The 20,805-nt window shown below is 63.9% G+C and carries 15 protein-coding genes and 1 pseudogene; 3 read left to right on the forward strand and 13 right to left on the reverse strand.

Features of this window, described 5'->3' with window-relative positions; genetic code table 11:
- Positions 1–89 precede the first annotated feature (89 nt).
- The 5 genes from QD356_RS12175 to QD356_RS12195 all read right to left on the reverse strand — a co-directional run bounded on the left by QD356_RS12175 (position 90) and on the right by QD356_RS12195 (position 6,246).
- Positions 90–641, reverse strand: coding sequence for a dihydrofolate reductase (locus tag QD356_RS12175; RefSeq protein WP_192837503.1), 552 nt, complete (start codon positions 639–641; stop codon positions 90–92).
- Positions 638–1,432, reverse strand: a complete 795-nt coding sequence (locus QD356_RS12180; protein WP_043331428.1) for a thymidylate synthase — start codon at positions 1,430–1,432, stop codon at positions 638–640. Before QD356_RS12180 ends, QD356_RS12175 begins: the two co-directional genes overlap by 4 nt.
- A 213-nt stretch (positions 1,433–1,645) precedes the next feature.
- Entirely contained in the window at positions 1,646–2,449 is an 804-nt protein-coding gene (gene lgt / locus QD356_RS12185; protein ID WP_166018868.1) for a prolipoprotein diacylglyceryl transferase, read from the reverse strand.
- Between the two features lie 127 nt (positions 2,450–2,576).
- Positions 2,577–3,359, reverse strand: a complete 783-nt coding sequence (locus tag QD356_RS12190) for a sulfite exporter TauE/SafE family protein (RefSeq protein WP_107336182.1) — start codon at positions 3,357–3,359, stop codon at positions 2,577–2,579.
- Positions 3,360–3,432: 73 nt separating this feature from the next.
- Positions 3,433–6,246, reverse strand: a complete 2,814-nt coding sequence (locus QD356_RS12195) for a response regulator (RefSeq protein WP_192837502.1) — start codon at positions 6,244–6,246, stop codon at positions 3,433–3,435.
- A 162-nt stretch (positions 6,247–6,408) separates the two neighbouring features.
- On the opposite strand from QD356_RS12195, the gene QD356_RS12200 reads away from it, so the two are divergent.
- The gene (locus QD356_RS12200) at positions 6,409–7,371 is read left to right on the forward strand and encodes an NRDE family protein (RefSeq protein WP_192837501.1); all 963 of its coding nucleotides are present in this window, start codon (positions 6,409–6,411) and stop codon (positions 7,369–7,371) included.
- Here QD356_RS12200 and ptsP read toward each other — a convergent pair.
- Both ptsP and QD356_RS12210 read right to left on the reverse strand, forming a co-directional pair.
- Positions 7,364–9,664, reverse strand: coding sequence for a phosphoenolpyruvate--protein phosphotransferase (gene ptsP, locus QD356_RS12205; protein ID WP_052384254.1), 2,301 nt, complete (start codon positions 9,662–9,664; stop codon positions 7,364–7,366). The two genes, QD356_RS12200 and ptsP, sit on opposite strands and share 8 nt — an antisense overlap.
- Positions 9,665–9,975: 311 nt before the next feature.
- Positions 9,976–10,449 (reverse strand): annotated as a pseudogene (locus QD356_RS12210) (RNA pyrophosphohydrolase); the annotation flags it as partial.
- A 260-nt stretch (positions 10,450–10,709) separates the two neighbouring features.
- On the opposite strand from QD356_RS12210, the gene QD356_RS12215 reads away from it, so the two are divergent.
- Positions 10,710–11,366, forward strand: coding sequence for an HAD family hydrolase (locus QD356_RS12215; protein WP_054555583.1), 657 nt, complete (start codon positions 10,710–10,712; stop codon positions 11,364–11,366).
- A gap of 258 nt (positions 11,367–11,624) precedes the next feature.
- On the forward strand, positions 11,625–13,016 hold the full coding sequence (locus QD356_RS12220; protein WP_043331433.1) for an FAD-dependent oxidoreductase: 1,392 nt from the start codon (positions 11,625–11,627) through the stop codon (positions 13,014–13,016).
- A 108-nt stretch (positions 13,017–13,124) separates the two neighbouring features.
- Here QD356_RS12220 and rsd read toward each other — a convergent pair whose 3' ends face one another.
- The 6 genes from rsd to QD356_RS12250 form a co-directional block, all read right to left on the reverse strand.
- The gene (gene rsd, locus QD356_RS12225; protein WP_192837500.1) at positions 13,125–13,619 is read right to left on the reverse strand and encodes a sigma D regulator; all 495 of its coding nucleotides are present in this window, start codon (positions 13,617–13,619) and stop codon (positions 13,125–13,127) included.
- A gap of 126 nt (positions 13,620–13,745) precedes the next feature.
- A complete protein-coding gene (locus QD356_RS12230) occupies positions 13,746–14,306 on the reverse strand; it encodes a disulfide bond formation protein B (RefSeq protein WP_192837499.1) in 561 nt (186 codons plus the stop codon).
- Between the two features lie 272 nt (positions 14,307–14,578).
- Positions 14,579–16,177: a glutamate--cysteine ligase gene (gene gshA, locus QD356_RS12235; protein WP_082388318.1), complete on the reverse strand. Its 1,599-nt coding sequence runs from the start codon at positions 16,175–16,177 to the stop codon at positions 14,579–14,581.
- A 164-nt stretch (positions 16,178–16,341) separates the two neighbouring features.
- Entirely contained in the window at positions 16,342–18,765 is a 2,424-nt protein-coding gene (locus QD356_RS12240) for a Tex family protein (protein ID WP_192837498.1), read from the reverse strand.
- A 160-nt stretch (positions 18,766–18,925) separates the two neighbouring features.
- The gene (gene msrB / locus QD356_RS12245) at positions 18,926–19,423 is read right to left on the reverse strand and encodes a peptide-methionine (R)-S-oxide reductase MsrB (protein ID WP_107336174.1); all 498 of its coding nucleotides are present in this window, start codon (positions 19,421–19,423) and stop codon (positions 18,926–18,928) included.
- Between the two features lie 142 nt (positions 19,424–19,565).
- On the reverse strand, positions 19,566–20,327 hold the full coding sequence (locus QD356_RS12250) for an SDR family oxidoreductase (RefSeq protein ID WP_192837497.1): 762 nt from the start codon (positions 20,325–20,327) through the stop codon (positions 19,566–19,568).
- Positions 20,328–20,805: the final 478 nt, after the last annotated feature.

Consider the following 20,805-nt stretch of genomic DNA (forward strand, 5'->3'; position numbering starts at 1 on the left):
CCTCCCTTGCACGCTATGGGCAGTTCCGTTTGGCACCAGTCTGTGTCAGTACCTGCTGACTGTAAAGGTCACGCCGGCCAGCCAGTGGCTCAGACGTCGCGGCGTTCGAAGCGCACGAAGTCATAAGCCGGCAGGCCCTCACCGCTCTCCCCCGGGACGCGCTGCGCTTCCTGCCAGTTTGCATCCAGCGCCGGGAAATGGGCATCGCCCTCGATCTCGACCGCAACCTCGGTGAGATAGAGGCGCGTCGCCACCGGCAGCGCCTGGGCGTAGATCTGACCGCCCCCGATCACCATGATCTCATCCACGCCTTCGATCATCGCGTGGTGGTCCGCCATGCTCAGCGCGGCGGCCAGGTCACTGCAGACCCGCACACCATCGTGGCTGAACTCGCTGTCACGCGTGACCACGATGTTGAGGCGGTTGGGCAGCGGCCTGCCGATGGAGGCGAAGGTCTTGCGCCCCATGATCACCGGCTTGCCCTGGGTGACATGCTTGAAGAACTTCAGGTCTTCCGGCAGATACCACGGCAACTGGTTGTCGACGCCGATCACGCGGTTGACCGACATGGCGGCAATCATCGCGACGGGCACGACGGTGTCAGCCGCCGCCGTCAGCGGAGAGAATTCATTATCGCTCATACAGCCACCTGCGCCTTGATATGCGGATGGGATTCATAGCCTTCGATGGCAATGTCATCGAAGGTGAAGTCGAACAGATCCGTGACTTCCGGATTCAACACCAGCTGCGGCAGCGCCAGCGGCTCACGCGTCAACTGCTCACGGGCCTGCTCGAGATGATTGCTGTAAAGGTGGGCATCGCCGAGGGTGTGGATGAACTCGCCCGGCTTGAGGCCACACACCTGCGCGACCATCTGGGTCAGCAGCGCATAGCTTGCGATGTTGAACGGCACGCCGAGGAAGATGTCCGCGCTGCGCTGATAGAGCTGGCACGACAGGCGACCATCGGCGACGTAGAACTGGAACAGTGCATGACAAGGCGGCAGCGCCATCTCGTCCACCAGCGCCGGGTTCCAGGCCGAGACCATCAGACGGCGCGAATCCGGGTTGGTCTTGATCTGCTCGATCAGCTGGCTGATCTGGTCGACGGAACCGCCTTGCGGGTTCGGCCAGCTGCGCCACTGGTAACCGTATACCGGCCCGAGGTCGCCATTCTCATCGGCCCACTCGTCCCAGATACGCACGCCGTTTTCCTTCAGGTAGGCGATGTTGGTATCGCCCTTCAGGAACCACAGCAGCTCGTGGATGATCGAGCGCAGGTGCAGCTTCTTGGTCGTGACCAGCGGAAAGCCTTCGGCCAGATCAAAGCGCATCTGGTGACCGAAGACACTCAGAGTGCCGGTGCCGGTGCGATCGCCCTTTTGTGTGCCGTTTTCCAGCACATGGCGCATCAGATCTAGATAGGGTTGCATGGTGGCAAGTCCGTACGGCGTGTCAGAGGCTGGCGCGGCGAGCGGTGCCGTGGATCGCCCTGCACCAGCCTCTTCATGAATTCGAATCGTTCACTTGACGATATTTGACGCTGCCAGATACGCAAGAACGCGGCCCGATGGCCGCGTTCTTGCGTATCTGGCAGGGGGCCAGTTTACACCGAATGCCCCCTGTATTCACGCCTGCATTGCCCCTCAGGAGGCGCGAGGCACCGGCGGCTGCGCCACTTCCTGACCGCGCGACCAGGCCATCAACAGCAGCCCGAACAGCACCATCGGCAGCGACAGCAACTGACCCATGGTCAGCCAGTCAAAGGCGATGAAGCCAAGCTGGGAGTCCGGCTGACGGAAGAATTCGGTGACGAACCGGAAACAGCCGTAGCAAAGCAGGAACAGGCCGGAGATCAAGCCCTTCTGACGCGGTTCACGCGAGACGAACCACAGGATGGCGAACAGCGCGACGCCCTCCAGTGCAAACTGATAGAGCTGCGAGGGATGACGCGGCTCCGGCCCGTAGAGCGGGTAGACCATGCCCCAGGAGACATCGGTGATGCGACCCGGCAGCTCCTGATTGATGAAGTTGCCCAGCCGCCCTGCGCCGAGGCCGATCGGCACCATCGGCGCGATGAAATCGGTCAGCTGGAAGAAGGTCAGCTGATGGCGACGCGCGAACATCAGCATCGCGATCAACACGCCCAGCAGGCCGCCATGGAAGCTCATGCCGCCATCCCAGACCTTGAAGATCCACACCGGGTCCGCCAGCAGCTTGTCGAAGCCATAGAAGAGCGCATATCCCAGGCGGCCACCCAGCACCACGCCCAGGGCGCCGAAGAAGATCAGGTCGCCCACCGCGTCCTGACTCAGGCCGACACGTGCGCGACGTGCTCGCGCCAGCCCCCAGGCTGCCGCGAAACCGATCACGTACATCAACCCGTACCAATGAATCTTGAAGGGCCCCAGCGCCAGCGCCACGGGGTCGATCTCAGGATATTGCAACATGTGAAAACCTTGAATGAGGAAGTCGGGCTCTACCAACGTACTGGGCGATGCAGTCATCGCCTCTCAGGCGGGCAGAGCATAACAGTCAAAGCATGAACACGACCTGCCTGAGGCAGCGTATTCCCGCTCACGCCAGCAGAAACCGCAGTCCGACGACGACCAGAATCAGCGCGAACAGGCGCTTGAGCAGCAGAGCCGGCAAGGCATGCGCCAGCCGCGCCCCGAGGCGCGCAAACGGCACGGACGCCAGCACGATGCCCAGCCACGCCACCCAATGGACATAGCCGATGGCGTGCTCCGGCAGATTGGGGGCATGCCAGCCGACCACGATGTTGGTCAGTGCGGCGGTCAGCGCGATGGGGAAGCCTGCCGCGGCCGCGGTCCCCACGGCTTCGGTCATGCGCGCCTGCCAGCTGGAAAGCATCGGCACCATCACCGTGCCGCCACCGATGCCGAACAGCGAGGAAATCACGCCAACGGTACTGCCACCCACGAACTGACCGACCCGACCGGGCGCCTGGGCCATCTGGCCCACCTTGAGATCCAGCCCGAGCTTGGCCGCCACCAGCAGCACGAAGACGCCGAAGGCCAGCTTGAGCGTCTCGCCGCTCAGTTCACTCGCCAGCACCACGCCCAGCCCGGTGCCGACCACCAGCCCCGGCAACAGCCGCTTGAGCCAATCGAGGCGCACCGCACCGCGCTCATGATGTGCCCGTGCCGACGACAGCGAGGTCACCACGATGGTGGCCAGCGAGGTGCCGATCGCCAGGTGCATCAACACCTCCGGCGCGACCCCTTGCAGCACGAAGGCCGCGGCCAGCACCGGCACGATGACAAGCCCTCCGCCTATCCCGAACAACCCCGCAATCATGCCGGCGACTGCGCCCAACAAGGGATACCACCACCACATACCCGACTCCTTTCATGCTGCATTGTGGTGACTGTCTGCCGAGAGTGGCCCGGGCCTCTCAGCGCCATGACCGTCAGCCGTCTGTTGATACTGGACCTTCGCCGCTGCCGGACGCGCGTGGCGTCAGCGTCACGTCAGGCAGCCACATGCTGACCTTGTCGATCAGCGCCTGTGGCCGATAGGGCTTGCCCAGATAATCATCCAGCCCGGCGGCGAAGAAGCGCTCGCGATCGGCTTCACTGGCATTGGCGGTCAGCGCGATGATGACACTGCGCCGCTCACTGCCGGCGGCGGCTTCCTGCTCGCGCCAGCGCTGGCTGACACTGACGCCATCCATGCCGGGCATGAAGATATCCATGAACACCAGCGCGTAGAAATGCTGTCCACGTGCGGCCAGTGCCTCTTCGCCGCTGCTGGCGGTATCGACCAACAACCCCTGACGACCGAGCACCGTGCGCGCCAGCATCGCATTCACCGGGCCGTCATCCACCACCAGAATGCGGGTTTCGGTCGGCTTGCCCGGCCATGTCATCGGCAGCAGGATTTCCAGCGCCTGCTCATCCTCCAGGTTGATCTGGCGATAGCTGCCGCCCAGCTCGTCGATCAAGCGCCGCGCCATGACAAGGCTCGAGGGCGATTGATGACCGATATCGAGCCCGACATGCCCACGCAGCTCGAGTCGCAGACAGCAACAGCCAGCGCCCTCGTCCTCTGAGCCCTCTGCAGAGAACGCCGCATCGCGACAGGCCGGCAGCTCACAGGCTTGCTGCAGCTCAAGCAGCAGAGATTGATGACTGGCGCTTTCGTGGCGCATGCAGCCTTCCGCCAGATGCTCGAACAGCTGCGCGAGGCGGCGCACATCACCGCGCAATGCCTCCGGCATCGGTCCCAGCTGCCACTCGAAGGGGCAACCGACATCATGATGGCGCTGCTGCATGTCCTCGAGCAGCGCCCCCAGCGTCTCGGTTGGCGAGAAGTCATTCTCTTCCAGCGGCGTCCGGACCACTTCCTCGCGCTCGGTCAGGGCGTCCAGCAGTTGCGCCACGCTGTCGAGACGGCCCTGCAGCAGGCTGAGCTCGGCATCCTCGATATGACGCTCACGCCTGAGTTGACCAAGCTTGCGCACCAGGCCTTGCAGCGGCGGCGTCAGCTCAGCGTGCAGCATGTCCAGATAATCACTCTTCAGACGCGCCTCTTCGCGGGCACGGTCACGCGCGACCAGCAACTGCTGGCTGGCCTGATCGTGCTCTGACTCATCGATCATCACGCCGAGCACCTGCGCCGGGTCATTGTTGAAGCGACACAGCTCCAGGCGCATGCGCCGCATGCGCCCCTCGGCGTCATGTACCCGGAGTTCACGACTGCTGGGCACGCTGGGGTTGGGCTCCAGCATCAACAAGCTGCCCACCGACCGGCCCAGCGCCTCATGCAATACCAGTCCGAACAGCTTCTCGAAGGCCGGGTTGGCCATCGCCAACAGCCCATGGCGCATCACGAAGGCCGGCAGCGGCAAGGCATCCAGCTCATGGCCGCGACCACGACGCAGCAAGGCCACGGCCCCACGATGGCGACGCAGGATGTCATCCGCCGGATAGGCCTGCCGCCCCACCGGCGGGTACTCCTCCATCACCTCACCGTTCTCGATACGCTCGCTCTGGCGCGCCAACCACTCCAAGGGCTGCCCCAGGCGCTGGTCCATGCGCCTGAGGCGCCATTGCAAGATGAGCATGACGACGGCAAACACCAGCAGCAGCGCGCCACCACTGCCCAGCAACAGGGTCAGCAGCGGCACCTGACCGGGCACCTCAAGTCGCGTGCTGGACACCAGGCGCCAACCAGTGACCGGCAAGCTGTCCCACACCACCACCTGAGTCCCGTGCGGGTCATCCAGCGTGGCGCCACGCAGGCTGGTATCCATCGCGCGGGCGATATCCGCGGGCAGCTTCTGGGAATGGCCGTCGCCGACATTGCTGCTGGCCGCCCAGACGTTCAGGTGGTCATCGACCAGCCAGAAGGCATCCGAGGGGGCATGCCCCGGCAGCAGCAGGCGCGCCTCCATCTGCGGCAGCGCGAGATCCAGCCCGACACGCGCTTTCTGGCCATTGCTGAGTGAGACCTCCGCCAGCGCCGTGATCTGCGGCAGACCGGCAGGCCCCGGGTGCGGCGGTAGCCAGACCACGCGCGCCGCACCATTGTCGGTGTTCTCGGCAAGCTGACGCACGGTGTCCGGCAATACCCCGGTGTAGGGCATGAAATCGCTGCCCGGCGCGAAGGCGTCCAGCACGTTGAACCAGGGATAGAGCATGACCATGCTGTTATCGAGACTCACGAACAGGCGTGAGATCAGGGGGTCCGACGAGTAGAGGTCCGACAGCAGCCACTGCATATGCATCAGTCGCCGCCCGGCGTCGCGATCCTCATCGCTCAACGGTCCTGCGAATTCGCCGTAGAGTGCGGCTCCCCCACGCGATACCGGCCTGAACAGCTGGCCCTGCTCGGTGAGCGAGAACTGGTCCAGGCCATCGTCATAGGCGCTGCTCCCGTTGGCGCCGAAGTCGAGATGGCGCCGTGCATAGCGCGCCAGAATCTGCAGGCGACGCTGTTGGGTTTCCAGACGCTCGCTGACCAGCGCCGTGGCCAGCGCATGCTCCTGCCTGAGTTCCCCAAGCGCGCTATCGACGGCGGCATGCTGCGTGCTGTCCCAGACCACGGCGGCCCCGACCAGAAAGCTCAACGCCACCGCCAGCTCCGCCAGCAGCAGCGGGCCAGCCGTCAGCCGAATCATGCGCGCCCAGACCTTCTCCAGGCCACTGGCGGAATTCTGGGCATTCGAAGCCATCGCCGCCGCGGGCGGTGGCTCGACAGAGGAAGCACGGCGCGAGAACATGATCTGAAAGCATCCTGTAGGTGAGGCGTCGGCAAGCCCGACCGCTGACCAGCGCAAGCTGTCGAGACAAAGCAGCAGCATACGCAAGCCGCCGTCAGGCGTCATGCAGTGCCAGCGTGACAGAGGCGCTATTTTCTCCCGACCCCCTGATGGAGTGGCGACATGTGCCTGATGGCATTTGACTGGCAACCGGACTCGCCGCAGGGCGAATGCCTGTTACTGATCGGCAACCGGGATGAGTTTCACGCACGCGCCACCGCCGGGCTCTGCGTGTGGCCGGATGGTGTCCTGTGCGGCGGACGCGACCTGGTGGCCGGCGGCGGCTGGCTGGTCATGCACCCCGCCGGCAGCCTCGCCACGCTGACCAATGTGCGCCAGCTGGACCACCCTGCCCCGACGGCCAGCATCAGCCGTGGCCAGCTGGTCGCGGCCGCGGCGCGTCAGGCGCTGGGTCGATGCTCGCGCTGGCGCCTTGAAGACTGGTTGCGCGCACTGGTCGCGGGAGAGAGCGTGCCCGCGGCACTGGAGGGAGCGGACGCACAGAAGCTGTCTGCGCTGACGCTTGAGGCCGTGGACTGGTGCAACCTGCTGGTCTGCGATGGCAAGGCGTTGTGGCGCCTGCATCATGGCCCACAAGGGGCCGAGGTGAGCCGCCTCGGCGCGGGCATCCATAGCCTGAGCAATGGCCATCCCGAGACCGACTGGCCCAATCAACGACGCCTGAGTGGCCGCCTGGCAGCCCTCCTCGACCCGTCAGCCCGTGCTGGTCAGACAACCGCACGGCCATTGAGCGACGACGCGCTGCTCGACCTGCTCAAGGATGACTGGCGGCCCGCGCCGACTCAGCTGCCGGCCACCGGACTCTCGCCCGAACGCGAAGCCCTGCTGTCCAGCCCGTTTATCGTCAGCGCCGAATATGGCACGCGGGCCTCGACTCTGGTGCGCTGGCAACGCCACCCGACGAGGGATACGACTGATCCGTCCGGAGTGGTGCAGACCTTGACCCTGCTGGAGCGCCGTTTCAGCCCTGAGGGTCATACCATCGCCAGCCGCAGGGCCATGACCCGCTTGCTCTCCACGGGGAGCGACGAGGAAGGAGATATCGGCAGCTGGCGGCTCAGCTAGTCGTCTCACCAGCCTTCTGTGCCACAGGCGCGTTGTCGCGCGGCGGCAGCAGATGGGCCAGATCCCAGGCCTGCAGGCGGTGGAGCAACAGGTCATGAACCTCATCGGCGGTGGGCTGACACAGCACCTCGTCCACCAACCCCTGCGCCGCACTCAGTGACACCCGCCGAATGGCCGCACGCACGCGTGGCAGACTCGGGGCATTCATCGACAGGCTGTCAAAGCCCATGCCCAGCAGCAGCAAGGCCCCGGCGGGGTCGCCCGCCAGCTCACCGCAGACGCTCACCGGCATCTTGAGCGCACGCGACTCTTCCGCCAGACGCGCCAGGGCGCGCAACACCGCCGGATGACAGGCATCGTAGAGGCTTGCCACGCGCGGGTTGTTGCGGTCCACCGCCAGCAGATACTGGGTGAGATCGTTGGAGCCCACCGAGAAGAAGTCGACCCGGGTGGCGAGCGCTTCCAGCTGGTAGAGCGCCGCCGGCACCTCGATCATCACGCCGACACTCGGTCGCGAGACGTTGATGCCCTCTTCGGCCAGCTCGACCAGCGCCCGATTGACCAGCGCCAGCGCCGCATCGACTTCCTCGATTCCCGAGATCATCGGCAGCATGATGCGCAGATTGTCCAGCCCTTCCGCGGCACGCAGCATGGCCCGCAGCTGCACCATCAGCACCTCGGGGTGATCGAGCGTCACCCGGATGCCCCGCCAGCCCAGGAAAGGATTGGCCTCGTTGATCGGGAAATAGGGCAGGTCCTTGTCACCGCCGATATCCAGCGTACGCATGGTGACCGGCAGCGGCGCGAAGCCCAGCAGCTGCTCACGATACAGACGCGCCTGCTCCTGCTCGCTGGGGAAGCGGTCACTCATCATGAACGGCACTTCGGTGCGGTAGAGCCCGACCCCGCCGACCCGCGACTTGAGCGACGCGACGGAATCCAGCGCCAGGCCGGTATTCACCATCAGCGGCAGAACATGACCATCCGGGGTCACGCTTGGCAGATCCTGCTCCTGTTCCAGCAGCGCACTCAACGCCTGCTCCTCCTCGATCAACCGTGAATAGTAGGCGCCGAGCTCAAGCTCGGGACGCACTACCAGTCGACCACGGTGACCATCGAGAATGACCGGTGCACCGCCCAGTCGCGACAACGGAAGATCCACCATGCCAAGCACGGTGGGAATCCCCATCGCACGCGCCAGGATGGCGACATGCGAGGTACTCGAGCCACTGACCGCGACCAGCCCCTTGAGGCGTTCCCGCGGGACTTCCCCCAGCGTGGCGGGACTGATCTCGTGACCGATGAGGATGGTGTTTTCCGGGTATTCGATCGGACCGCTGTCACCCTCTTCCTGCAGGTGTGACAACACGCGGCGCCCAAGATCCCGTATGTCGGCGGCTCTTTCGCGCAGATAGTCGTCATCGACACGCTCGAGATACTGCACATGGCGGCGCACGATATCGGCCAGCGCCGCCGGCGCCCACTGTCCTTCGCGGATGCGCTTCTCGACTTCCTGGCCCAGCGCCGCGTCGCCCAGCATCTGCTGATAGACCTCGAACAGCGCATGTTCCTGGGTGGAGATTCGACTGGCGAGACGCTCCGCCGCGACGCGAATCTCTTCGCGCACGGCGTTGATCGCCTCCTTGAGGCGTGCGATCTCGAATTCGATATCGGTGGGGATCAGGTCGGGGACGGCGTCCAGGTCGGCAGGCGGAGACAGCACGAAGGCCTTGCCGATGGCGATGCCGGGCGAGCCGGCCACGCCGGAGAAGGTCGCCTGGCCGCTGGTACCGGCCAGCTTGCCCAACGCCCCGGTGGCCAGCGCGTGAGCCAGCACTCCCGCCAGCTGCGCGCCGAGGGTGACAAGGAAGGCTTCCTCCCCTTCATCGAAGCGGCGCTTCTCGTGCTGCTGGATGACCAGCACCCCGAGCACACGACGCTGATGAATGATGGGGACACCGAGGAAGCTGGAGAAACGCTCTTCTCCGGTCTCCTCGAAATAACGGAATTGGGGGTGTGCGGGCGCATCCTCGAGGTTGAGCGGCTCTTCTCTGAGCGCCACCATCCCGACCAGGCCCTCGCCACGTGCCAGACTGACCTGCCCCACCGACGACGAGCGCAGACCGATGGTGTCCTTGAGCACGAAGCGATCGCTTTCCGGTGCCAGCAGATAGACGGAGCAGACGTCCGTCTTCATGGCCTTGCGTATGCGCAACACCATGGTCGCCAGTGCCGCGTCCAGAGAACGTGCGCCATTGACCTCCTGAACGATACGACGTAGCACCTCAAGCATGGAGTACCTCAAGCATGGTGTATCTCGCGCATCGAAGACGTCGAGAAGGTGATTGCTCAGCCAAGGCGGCGTGACCCACGCTCAGCCACCCGCGCCCATCAACGCCATCAGCCGGACGAATGACGCCCTTGCCCTTCGGAGCTGGCGCCATCGGCCCCGGAATCAGCGGCACCTGTGCCATCGAGCCCCTTGGCCGCCGCCGCATTGGCGGTACCGACCGGTGAGCCACTGGCGCCAGACGGCCCGCAGGCACCCCGCGCCTCATGCAGCGATGGCCCCTCGGCGAGCGCCATGAGTCGCTCGGTGTCCACCAGACGCTGCAGACGCGGCGCCAACTCACGCAGGGCGCGTCGATAGACCTCGCGCTTGAAGGCCACGACCTGCCCCAGCGGATACCAGTAGCTCACCCAACGCCAGCCATCGAATTCAGGGTTGGGCGTGGTATCCACACTTACGCGGTTGTCCTGACAGCGAATCTGCAACAGGAACCACTTCTGCTTCTGACCGATGCAGATCGGTCGGGAGTGCGTTCTTACCATGCGTCTGGGTAACCGGTAGCGCAGCCATCCACGGGTGCAGGCCAGTATCTCGACGTCCTCAGCTTTCAGGCCGATCTCTTCTTCGAGTTCACGAAACAGCGCCTGTTGCGGTGTCTCGTTTGGCTTGATGCCCCCTTGCGGAAACTGCCACGCATTCTGTCCTACCCGGCGCGCCCAGAGCAGCTGGCCCTCACAGTTGGCAATGATGATGCCAACGTTGGGGCGAAAGCCGTCAGCGTCGATCACGGATGTCACCTTTGATTCGTTAATTGAAACCATTCTTCCACAAAGGCTGAAAGCGCTTCAATACGCGGTTTGGCGGTGTGAAAGCCCGAGCACCTCTGCAATAATCGCTGCCTTCACGCTATTGCAGTGCAACACGGCCGTGCGAGACTGCTCGTCGGCCACCGTACACCCGCGCAAACACTGGGCCGGCACCCTATCGTGCTCTGTTGTCCGTGTCTGTCGCCCAGCCGAGTGTGGCTGGGCAGAGCAAGGAGTTTTCCGTGAGTCTGGCCATCTTTGATCTCGACAATACCCTGATCGCCGGGGACAGTGATCACGCCTGGGGCGAATTTCTGGTCGAACAGGGCGCTGTCGACGCCAACGTCTACCGTGAAGCCAACGAGCGCTACTACCAGCTCTACCAGAGTGGCGAGCTGGACATTCACGAATACCTGGCCTTCTCACTCAAGCCATTGTCCGAGAACAGTCCGGAGCAGCTGGCGGCCTGGCACCAGCAGTTCATGGCCGCCAAGATCGAGCCCATCATCCTGCCGCGGGCGGAAGAACTGCTGGCACGTCACCGGGCACGCGGCGACACCCTGCTGATCATCACCGCCACCAATCGCTTCATCACCGCTCCCATCGCGGACCGCCTGGGCGTCGATGAGCTGATCGCCATCGAGCCCGAGATCGTCAACGGCCGCTACACCGGTCGCGTCAGCGGTGTCCCCAGCTTCCAGGCCGGCAAGGTGACCCGCCTCGAGGCCTGGCTGGCCGAGCGTGACCACACCCTGGATGGCAGCACCTTCTACAGCGACTCCATCAATGACCTGCCGCTGCTGGAGCGTGTCGATACTGCCATCGCAGTGGACCCGGATGAGCAACTGCGCGCCGCCGCTGACGCGCGCGATTGGCGGATCATTTCGCTGCGCGACTGATAACAGACTGATTTACATGAAGTTTCTCGATCCATAAGGTCGAGCAGCCTCAGCTATAAGGTTTTCATGTGGCTACAAGCATTCACCATAAAGTCGACCTTATTTGCTGAATCATTTCGCACAAGATGTGTCTATAATGTGTGTCCATCGAACCGTCGAGCCTGGTGCGGCAACTTTTGCCCCGTCACGGCAGGACGGCCTCCGGAATCCCGGTCGGGTCCGGGGGATGTCCCTCACCAACCTTGAGCGTGAGCAGCCATGTCCTCAACGACATACGATGTCCTGATTGTGGGTGGCGGCGTGTCCGGCACCGCCCTTCTCTATGAACTCGCCCGCTACACCGACCTCAAGTCGGTCGGCCTGGTGGAAAAGTACGACCACGTCGCGATCGTCAACTCGCACGGTCGCAACAACTCCCAGACCATTCACTGCGGCGACATCGAGACCAACTACACGGTCGAGAAGGCGCGTGTGACCAAGCGCACCGCGGGCATGGTGGTCAACTTCGCCACCAAGCTCAGCGAGAGTGAGCGCGATCACATCGTCTACAAGTATCCGAAGATGGTGCTGGCGGTCGGTGCCAAGGAATGCCAGTTCCTGCGCAAGCGTTTCGACACCTTCAAGCAGCTGTTCCCCAACCTGAAGCTGCTCGAGCGTGATGACATCGCCGAGCTGGAGCCGAAGGTGGTGGAAGGTCGTCGTCCTGACGAGGAAATCGTCGCGCTGGGTTCCACCGACGAATATACCGCCGTCAACTACACCACCCTGTCGGAAGCCTTCGTCAGCGAAGGCGAGAAGGCAGCGGCCGAGAAAGGCATGAACTTCGACGTTCGCCTCTCGACCGCCGTGGAAGACATCCGCAAGGAAGGTGACGTCTACAAGGTCAAGACCGACAAGGGCGAGCTCAGCGCACGCTATGTCGTGGTCAGCGCCGGCGGTCACTCCCTGCTGTTCGCCCACAAGATGGGTTACGGCCTGGACAAGTCCTGCCTGCCGATGGCCGGCTCCTTCTACTTCACCCCGAAGGTGCTCAACGGCAAGGTCTACACCATCCAGAACGAGAATCTGCCGTTCGCCGCCGTCCACGGCGACCCGGACGTGCTGGTGGAAGGCAAGACCCGCTTCGGTCCGACCGCCCTGATGCTGCCGCTGCTGGAGCGCTACAACGGCAAGACCTTCTGGGAGTTCCTCAAGGTGCTTCGCATGGATCGCAACGTCGTCAAGGCCCTGTGGGACCTGATGAAGGTGCGCGACATCCGCAACTACATCTTCAAGAACTTCATGTTCGAGGTGCCGGTGCTGCGTGAGCGTCTGTTCCACGGCGACATCAAGAAGATCGTGCCGAGCCTGGACGTCAAGGACGTCAGCTTCGCCAAGGGCTTCGGCGGCGTTCGTCCGCAGTTGATCGACAAGAGCAAGCAGAAGCTCGTGATGGGCGAAGCCAAGATCAACCCGGGCACCGGCATCGTCTTCAACATGACGCCGTCACCGGGCGGCACCAGCTGCTTGGGCAACGCCGAGAAGGACATGTATCTCGCGCAGGAATTCCTTGGCTTCAACATCGACAAGGAAACCTTCGAGCGTGATCTGCTGACCGGCGAGATCGAACTGACCGAGATCGAGCGTCCGGAAGCCTCCTCACTGATGTAAGCCTCTTTCGAGACACGCATCGGGATGAGCATCAAAAAGCCCCGCCAGCGAATGCTGGCGGGGCTTTTTGATGGGCGCCTGTCGATGGGTGCCTGGCGGGAGGCGGCCTCAGGACACCGACTGGCCCGACTGGGCCATGGGCTCGTGCACCGCATGCAGACGCTGGATCAGCTGATCCTCCAGCGCGAAACGCTCGGTCAACCCCTGCTGCAGGCGGGCCAGCCATTCCGGCAGTCGTGCGCGATAGTGCTGGCAGCGGGTAGGACTGGAGAAATCCTCATCGAAGGACAGCACCAGCTCGGTGGAGGGCTCCAGGCGCTGCATCAGCTGCTCGCAGACCGCCAGCGCCGCGGTGTCCTCGAAGACACGGCCTTCTTCCTTGAGCTGAGGATAGACCTCGAAATGCCCCGCCGAGATGTAGTCCATCAAAAGCTCGATGAAGCGATTGACGCGTGTCATCTCGAGCTGCTCGAGGTCATTCACGCAGGCCTCGTGCAGATCCATGAAGCAGACCAGCATCTCGCGTCGCTGGTCCAGCCAGCGATCAACCAACTGATGAACGCCACGAAAGCGTTCCGCCGCAGTGGTGCATTCCTCCAGCATGGGCGCCTCCTCTGGCATGACCCGAACGATAGGGGCTGACATCCGGTGCTCGCCCCGCTGCCAACCCACTATCCTCCATGCCGTGCACGCTGCCAACCCCCCACCATGGTGGCAGGGCATATTGCCTCAACGGCGAAAGCTGCTCCACATCATCGCCAGCGGCACCAGCGCCAGCCCACAGAAGCCGATCAACGACCACTGCGGGATCGAGAGACCCAGCCATTGCGCGCTGATCTGGGCGCACTCACCGGAGGCGTTGAGCACCTGGGTGATCACGTCCCATACCGGCAGCACTTCCAGCATGTAGTTGAGGCCCGGGCCACAGGCCGGCACCTGATCCGGCGGCAGTGACTGCAGCCAGATATGGCGACCCGCCAGCACGACCGCGCCAATGCTGCCGGCCAGTGCGCCCAGCGCGTAGATACGCGTGCCGATGCGTCCGGGGCCATGCAAGGCTCCCAGCAGGAAGAAGACGCCGGCCACCGCCACCGCCACGCGCTGGAAGATGCACAGCGAGCACGGCGCCAGATCGAAGGCGAACTGCAGCACGAAGGCCACGCCCAGCAAAAAGGCGCACCCCAGCGCTCCCAACAGACACCATTGACGCCCGCTCCAGCTCGCCAGGCGGGCAAGCCCGCCCTTGCGCGCTACCGGCTGCTGCCCCGATTGTTTGTCCGCTTGTGTCATTTGCCGTCCTTGCCGGTGGAACTCCAGTGGAGTCATGGGTGAGAAATGACGCAGCCGCAAGACCATCAAGGCCCTGCGACTGCATTGAGGCTTGCACCGCGTCGTGCCCCGCAGCCGCGCTCAGTCTGGCTGCACAGGCCACATACATCATCGGCGCCTCAAGCCTGAGGCGCCGATGATGAAGCGATAGCCGAATCCGTCACTATCAGCGACTGATATCTATCATGCCGTGTCGCGATGACCTGAACATGAATTGGCGTTGCGTCACGAGATCACGCCGGTTGCGTACCATGGGCGGACGCGAAGTACTCGGCCATGAAGGTGTCGAAATCCTGATGATCCCCCTTCTCGATATCGCCCTGCTGCTGCAGCGAGGTCTCGACCAGCTGATCGAGCAGATAGCCGCGCGCACGCTCCGTCGGCTCTGACTTGAACTGCTCGGCCTGACCCTTGGCCAGTGCCAGCACTTCGTCGACGAAGTTGCTGCCATTGTCGAGCATGCTGGTCAACAGACGACCCGACGGTGTGGTCTGGGCATCGTCGAAGCGCGGCGCGAGCGCCGCCAGCGCATCACGGTGCGCACTGCCTGTCTTGTCGCCACTGTCGAGCAGGCCCGCGACCTCTCCCAGCTCATCCATGATGTTGGCCGCCAGATCGCGCAGGCGACGCTCTTCACCATTGACGCTCAGGGTCAGTTCCGGATCCCGCCCAGCCTCGACCACGCGACGCTTGCTGTTGTCGAGCGTGGCGCATTCCTCGTCGTCGATCCACGGGCTCTCGGTCAGCAGACACCAGATCAGGAAGGTATCGAGGAAGCGGATCTGCGTCTCGTCGATCCCGACCGGCAGGAAGGGGTTGAGATCCAGACAGCGCACTTCGATGTACTCGACACCACGCCCTTCCAGTGCCTGGCTGGGCGTCTCGTTCTGACGGGTGACGCGCTTGGGACGGATGTCGGAGTAGTACTCGTTCTCGATCTGCAGGATGTTGCTGGAGAGCTGCGACCAGCTGCCATCGGCCTGCTTGACGCCCAGCTTCTCGTAATCCTTCCACGGCGTGACGATGGCGTGACGCAGCGTGCCGACGAAGTTGTCCAGCGAGTTGAAACAGATCTTGAGCTGCGCCTGCACCTTGTTCTGATAGCCCAGGTCCGACATGCGCAGGCTGGTGGCGTAGGCCGAGACCAGGCTGCGGTCCGCCTGACGCTTGAGGCGATCATCATTGCCGCCATCAAGGAAGCTCTCATCGATGCCCGGCGAGGCGCCGAACAGATAGAGCAGGATCCAGCTGTGACGACGGAAGTTGCGGATCAGCTCGAAATAGCGACGCGAGCGGAAGTCGCGCGCATCTTCCGCCTCTGCCCCTTCCAGCCCCTGCAGCAGACTCCAGAAATCATCCGGCAGCGAGAAGTTGTAATGGATACCGGCAATCGACTGCATGATGCGTCCGTAACGGACATCCAGCCCCTTGCGGTAGATATGCTTCATGGTGCCGCTGTTGGAGGTGCCGTAATCGGCGATCGGCACGCTGTCATTGCCGTGCAGGCGCGGCGGCATGCTGGCCGGCCAGATCAGCTCATCGCCCAGGTTGCGATAGCTGAAACGATGCAGGTCAGCCAGAAACTCCAGCGACTCCTTGGGACGAGTGAACACCGGGGTGATGTACTCGAGCAGAGACTCGGAATAGTCCGTGGTGATGTACGGGTGGGTCAGCTTCGACCCCAGAGAACGCGGATGCGGCGTCTGGCTGATGTCACCGCCAGCGGTAACCCGCAGGCCTTCCTTCTCGATACCACGGCGCAGGCGCCCGAAGAGACCCTGACGGGCCTGGGGCGTGAGTCGCGCAATGGCGGACGCGAGTTGCTCGGACAAGGTATGAACCCTTTCGCATGGGGAGAAGCCCAGCCTCTCCGGTCGAATTGGATGACCATGGCCCGCGTGCTGCACCGGATGCCATGCAAGACGCGAACGGCAGGTACCGTTCGCGTCAGGTCAGTATGCCCACATTATGGGCGCGTAAAAAATGCTTTCAAGGCTTATGATTTCGACTTGCGCGCATTGAGCAATGCTGCTGCCATCGCATTGTTGGCCGGTGCCGCGCCGCCGCTCGCGCCAGAATTGCTGCCGCGACCACCGCGCTCCTGACGGCCACCGCCACCTTGCGAGCGCCCACCGCGACCACCCTCTGCGCCGCGTCGCGCCTCGCCTGCCGCGCCTTTCTCGGCGGGAGTATCGCTCATGCGCATGCTCAGCGCGATGCGCGCGCGCGGGATGTCGACTTCCATCACCTTGACGCTGACGATGTCGCCCGCCTTGACCACCTCGCGCGGGTCGGCAACATACTTTTGCGACAGGGCAGAGATGTGTACCAGGCCGTCCTGATGCACGCCGATGTCCACGAAGGCCCCGAAGTGAGTCACGTTGGTGACGACGCCCTCAAGCTTCATGCCCGGCTCGAGATCCTTGAGGGTCTCGACACCTTCCTTGAACTCGGCGAAGCGGAATTCGGGGCGCGGGTCACGCCCCGGCTTGTCCAGCTCGCGCAGGATGTCGGTCACCGTCGGCAGACCGAAGTGCTCATCGGTGAATTCCGTCGGCTTCACGGTGCGCAGGAAGGCGCTGTCACCCAGCAGACTCGGCAGATCACGCCCGTGCGCCTTGGCGATGCGCTCGACCAGCGGGTAGGCCTCCGGGTGGACGGCACTGGCATCCAGCGGATTCTTGCCGGAGGCGATGCGCAGGAAACCGGCACACTGCTCGAAGGTACGCGGACCCAGCCGGCTGACCTTGAGCAATTCCTGGCGCGAGGCGAAACGGCCATTGGCATCCCTGTGCGCGACGATATTCTCGGCAAGTGTGGTGTTGAGACCGGCGACGCGTGACAGAAGCGCACTTGAGGCCATGTTGAGGTCGACGCCGACACCGTTGACGCAATCCTCGACGACGGCTTCCAGACTGCGCCCCAGCTGCACCTGACTGACATCGTGCTGGTACTGGCCGACGCCGATGGACTTGGGCTCGATCTTGACCAGCTCACCCAGCGGGTCCTGCAGGCGGCGGGCGATGGAGACCGCGCCGCGGATGGTCACGTCCAGGTCCGGGAATTCGCGGGCCGCATATTCCGAGGCTGAGTAGATGGACGCGCCGGCCTCGTTGACCATCACCTTCTGCAGGCGACGGCCGGACAGACGCGTCAGCACGTCGGCGGCCAGCTTGTCGGTCTCGCGCGAGGCGGTGCCGTTGCCGATGGCGATCAGCTCGACGTCATGCCGCTCGACCAGCTTGACCAGCTCGGCCACCGAGGCGTCCCAGCGATTGTGCGGCGCATGCGGATAGATGGTGGCCTGATCGACATACTTGCCGGTGGCATCCACCACCGCGACCTTGACGCCGGTACGCAGCCCCGGGTCCAGCCCCAGCGTGGCCTTGGGCCCCGCCGGCGCCGCCAGCAGCAGGTCCTTCAGGTTGTCGGCGAAGACCTGGATGGCCTCCTGCTCGGCGCGCTCGCGCAGGCGGCCGATCAATTCACTTTCCAGATGGGTATAGAGCTTGACGCGCCAGGTCCAGCGCACCACTTCCTTCAACCAGCGGTCCGCGGCGCGCCCCTGATCCTCGATGGAGAAATGCTCCGCGATGGCGCCTTCCATCGGGTGACGCGGCAGGTCGTCCTCGCCTTCCAGCTTGAGCGCGAGACTCAGCACGCCTTCATTGCGACCACGTAGCATGGCCAGCGCACGGTGCGAGGGGGCCTTGTGCAGCGGCTCGTCATGCTCGAAGTAATCGGAGAACTTGGCGCCCTCCTGCTCCTTGCCCTTCATGACGCGAGCGCTGAGGATGCCGTCGTCCCACAGACGTTGACGCAGGCGACCGACCAGCGCGGCGTCCTCCGCGAAGCGCTCCATCAGAATCTGCTTGGCGCCATCCAGCGCCGCCTTGGTATCGGCAACGTCCTTGTCGGCGGCGACGAAGCCAGCCGCCTGAGCCTCCGGCTCCAGCGTCGGGTCCGCGAGCAGCGCATCGGCCAGAGGCTCAAGCCCCGCTTCACGCGCGATCTGGGCCTTGGTACGGCGCTTCTTGCGATACGGCAGATAGAGATCTTCCAGGCGCTGCTTGCTGTCGGCGGCCAGCACATCCCGCTCAAGCGTGGCGCTCAGCTTGTTCTGCTCGGCGATCGACTCGAGCACGACCTGACGCCGCTCCTCCAGCTCACGCAGATAGCGCAGGCGCTCTTCGAGCTGACGCATCTGGGTGTCATCGAGCCCGCCGGTGGCTTCCTTGCGGTAGCGCGAGATGAACGGCACGGTCGCGCCGCCATCCAGCAGCTCGACGGTGGCGGTGATCTGTTCTTCGCGCACCCCAAGCTCACCGGCCAGCGCCTGTTGGATGCGGCGAGTGGTGGCAGCGGGCGACAGCGTCGGTGCAGGACGGGAAGTGGTAGCGTCAGTTGCAGTAGCGTCCATGAAACGTCAGTCCCTTACAGCAGAATTCATGCGGCAATATACAGACGGCCCGGTCGTGGAATCGACCGGGCCGTCTGTATCACGATGTCGTCACGTTACCACAAAGCGGCAAGATTGCTTTAGCCGCTCACTGCGACAACCGGGATGCCTCCCAAGCGCCTCACGCGGGCACGAAGCGCAGCGCGACACCGTTGTTGCACCAGCGCAGGCCGGTGGGTTCGGGGCCATCCTCGAAGACATGCCCCTGATGCCCGCCGCAGCGCGCGCAGTGATATTCGGTACGCGGCCAGATGAGCCCGTAGTCGGTCTTGGTCAGAAGGCGGCCTTCGATATGATCGAAGAAGCTGGGCCAGCCGGTGCCGGACTCGAACTTGGTGGCAGAAGAGAACAGCGCCAGATCACAACCGGCACAGCGATACTCACCCTCGCGATGCTCCTTGTTGAGCTCGCTGGAGCCCGCACGCTCGGTGCCCTCCTCACGCAGCACGCGATACTGCTCCGGGCTCAGGCGGGCACGCCATTCGTCTTCCTCGAGGGTCAGCGGCGTGATGTCCGCGCCACGCTCGAGCTCAAGTTCCGGACGCGCGGCAGACAGCCTGGGCAGCGCCAGCATCGCTCCCGCCCCCAGCACCAGCCCCATGAATTGGCGACGTTGCATGACGTGTCTCCTTGTAGCAATGAACGGCAATACTGACTTCTACGCGCAGCGGCCTGCGCTGGATGCATCGCCTCAAGAGAAAGCCCCCACGATGCTGCCATCGCGGGGGCTTGGGTCTCATCGGCTGACGCCAGCCATCGGGTCAGATGCGCAGACCACCATCACATTCGATCACTCGCCCGGTGAAGTAGTCATTGTCGAAGATGAAGGCCACGCTGCTGGCGATATCTTCCGGGCGGCCCAGGTCGCGCATCGGGATGCCACTCTTGATCTTGTCGAGCATCTCCGGCTTCATGCCGGCGGTCATCTCGGTGGCGATGAAGCCCGGCGCCACGGCACCGACGCGAATCCTGTAGCGTGCCAGCTCCTTGGCCCAGGTCACGCTCAGTGCCGCGACACCGGACTTGGCGGCGGTGTAGTTGCTCTGCCCCATGTTGCCGGCGCGCGAGATGCTGGAGATATTGACGATCACGCCCGGCTGGCCGGCCTCGATCATCTGGCTGGCCGCTTCCCGCGTGCACAGGAAGACACCGGTCAGATTGACATCGATGACCTGCTGCCAGCTGGACAGCGACATGGTCTTCTCCACCACGCCATCACGTGCCTTGATCAGCAGCCCATCGCGGGTGATGCCGGCATTGTTGACCAGACCGCTCACCGGTCCCAATGCGCTCTTGATGGCCGAGAAGGCCGCCGTGACGGAATCCTCTTCCGCGACATTGGTCACGAAACCCTGCGCCTTGATGCCTGCAGCCTCCAGGCTCGCGACGGCGTCATCCAGGCCGTCCTGTTCGATGTCCAGCAGCGCCAGCACCGCTCCCTTCTCGCCCAGATGGCGCGCCATGGCCAACCCCAGCCCACGAGCGCCGCCCGTAATCGCGATGACCTTGTCGTCAAGCTTCATGTCCCGTCTCCCAGGTTGTCTGCCGGCAGTGAGGAACGTCTGCCGGATGCGAGGCCCGCATGCCGTACGAGCGTCACGATCTATGTGTCGAGTGTCCCGCACCGCGTCCTTCAGTGTTGAGCGTCATCGTGACAGAGAATGCCTCGGGATGACGCCCGCTGCCAGCTCGCGGTGAATTCTCATGATGCAGTGCAACAGATCACGGCGTGTCCTGCCTCAACGCAGGCGAGATCCGCCAACGCAACGCACTGACGGCGTCAACGCACGCCGTCAACAGCGGGCGCGAAAGCAGGGAATGCTGATGAGTGAGCCTCGGCCCAGCCCCCCCCCCCTGCGGACGATTGGGCTCTGCCTGTCCGACTCTCCCTGCCCAGCCCTTCTATTGTGCACTGCAACATGCAACATCGTTCAGCATGGCACTGCTACTCCTGCAGTGCCAGCCATCCACGCCGCCGATCATCAGCCGCCCATCAGCCGC

Origin of the sequence: Cobetia sp. 2AS (genome assembly GCF_029846355.1) — a bacterium.
GTDB classification, from domain to species: domain Bacteria; phylum Pseudomonadota; class Gammaproteobacteria; order Pseudomonadales; family Halomonadaceae; genus Cobetia; species Cobetia amphilecti.

What these genes read in the sequence shown, in the direction of transcription:
- QD356_RS12240 (WP_192837498.1), bottom strand. Translation starts at nt 18,765, where the DNA reads ATGGACGCTACTGCAACTGACGCTACCACTTCCCGTCCTGCACCGACG.
- rsd (WP_192837500.1), bottom strand. Translation starts at nt 13,619, where the DNA reads ATGCTGGAGGAATGCACCACTGCGGCGGAACGCTTTCGTGGCGTTCAT.
- QD356_RS12175 (WP_192837503.1), bottom strand. Translation starts at nt 641, where the DNA reads ATGAGCGATAATGAATTCTCTCCGCTGACGGCGGCGGCTGACACCGTC.
- QD356_RS12190 (WP_107336182.1), bottom strand. Translation starts at nt 3,359, where the DNA reads ATGTGGTGGTGGTATCCCTTGTTGGGCGCAGTCGCCGGCATGATTGCG.
- QD356_RS12180 (WP_043331428.1), bottom strand. Translation starts at nt 1,432, where the DNA reads ATGCAACCCTATCTAGATCTGATGCGCCATGTGCTGGAAAACGGCACA.
- QD356_RS12220 (WP_043331433.1), top strand. Translation starts at nt 11,625, where the DNA reads ATGTCCTCAACGACATACGATGTCCTGATTGTGGGTGGCGGCGTGTCC.
- QD356_RS12250 (WP_192837497.1), bottom strand. Translation starts at nt 20,327, where the DNA reads ATGAAGCTTGACGACAAGGTCATCGCGATTACGGGCGGCGCTCGTGGG.
- ptsP (WP_052384254.1), bottom strand. Translation starts at nt 9,664, where the DNA reads ATGCTTGAGGTGCTACGTCGTATCGTTCAGGAGGTCAATGGCGCACGT.
- QD356_RS12230 (WP_192837499.1), bottom strand. Translation starts at nt 14,306, where the DNA reads ATGACACAAGCGGACAAACAATCGGGGCAGCAGCCGGTAGCGCGCAAG.
- QD356_RS12200 (WP_192837501.1), top strand. Translation starts at nt 6,409, where the DNA reads ATGTGCCTGATGGCATTTGACTGGCAACCGGACTCGCCGCAGGGCGAA.
- lgt (WP_166018868.1), bottom strand. Translation starts at nt 2,449, where the DNA reads ATGTTGCAATATCCTGAGATCGACCCCGTGGCGCTGGCGCTGGGGCCC.
- msrB (WP_107336174.1), bottom strand. Translation starts at nt 19,423, where the DNA reads ATGCAACGTCGCCAATTCATGGGGCTGGTGCTGGGGGCGGGAGCGATG.
- QD356_RS12195 (WP_192837502.1), bottom strand. Translation starts at nt 6,246, where the DNA reads ATGTTCTCGCGCCGTGCTTCCTCTGTCGAGCCACCGCCCGCGGCGGCG.